Here is a 1124-nt window from a genome sequence, read left to right as displayed (position 1 = left end):
GTGTCGGCATCGCCGTCCGTCACCGTCACGATCACCGACAGCGCGCCGTTGGTCAGGCTCGTCGTCTCGTCGTAGCTGGTCCCGCCGGTCGGGTTGTGCAGCGACAGATACTGCTCGACCGTCACCACGCCGGTCGTGCCGTCCATCGAGATCGCAAACGCAACCGTGGTCGGCTGCCCCGCCACCACGCCCAGCACCAGGGTCGAGGAGATCTGCACCAGATTGACCTGCGTGCCGTCCGTCAGCGTCACCCCGGAGGCGCCGGCCACCGCTGCCAGCGCGTAGCTGGTGCTGCCGCTCGCCGCCGGACCGTCCGCGCCGAATGCCGGATTGATGGTCACCAGCGCGCTGCCGCTCGACGCCGTCGAGATGTAGCCGGTACCGGCAACGTCGAGGTCGTTGCCCGCCGTGTAGCCGGCCGGGATCAGCGTCGCCGGCGTGCTCGTCGGCGGCGACCCTGCATTGGTATTGCCTTCGTCCAGCACGACCTGCGATGAAGCGTTCACGGACGCCGTCACCGCCGGACCGTCGTCATGGAACAGGATCTGGCTGCCGACGTTCACCGCGTTCGACGAGGCCGTGTCGGCATCGCCGTCCGTCACCGTCACGATCACCGACAGCGCGCCGTTGGTCAGGCTCGTCGTCTCGTCGTAGCTCGACCCGCCGGTCGGGTTGTGCAGCGACAGATACTGTTCGACCGTCACCACGCCCGTCGTGCTGTCCATCGAGATCGCAAACGCAACCGTGGTCGGCTGACCCGCCACCACGCCCAGCACCAGGGTCGAGGAGATCTGCACCAGGTCGACCTGCGTGCCGTCCGTCAGCGTCACCCCGGAGTTGCCGGCCACCGCCGACAGCGCATAGCTGGTGCTGCCGCTCGCCGCCGGACCGTCCGCGCCGAATGCCGGATTGATGGTCACCAGCGCGCTGCCGCTCGACGCCGTCGAGATGTAGCCGGTACCGGCAACGTCGCCGTCGTTGCCCGCCGTGTAGCCGGCCGGGATCAGCGTCGCCGGCGTGCTCGTCGGCGGCGAGCCCGCATTGGTGTTGCCTTCGTCCAGCACGACCTGCGATGAAGCGTTCACGGACGCCGTCACCGCCGGACCGTCGTCATGGAACAGGAT

General features: G+C 68.8%; 1 protein-coding gene. It reads right to left on the bottom strand.

The features are described from left to right. Positions 1-1124, bottom strand: a 1124-nt coding sequence (locus JQ592_RS38155) for a DUF5801 repeats-in-toxin domain-containing protein (RefSeq protein WP_211407851.1), incomplete at both ends; no start/stop codon positions are given.

It is taken from the genome of Bradyrhizobium iriomotense (assembly GCF_018129405.1).
GTDB classification, from domain to species: Bacteria; Pseudomonadota; Alphaproteobacteria; order Rhizobiales; family Xanthobacteraceae; genus Bradyrhizobium; species Bradyrhizobium iriomotense_B.
The sequence above is the reverse complement of the archived record's forward strand: the minus strand, read 5'-3'. Positions and strand labels throughout refer to the sequence as shown.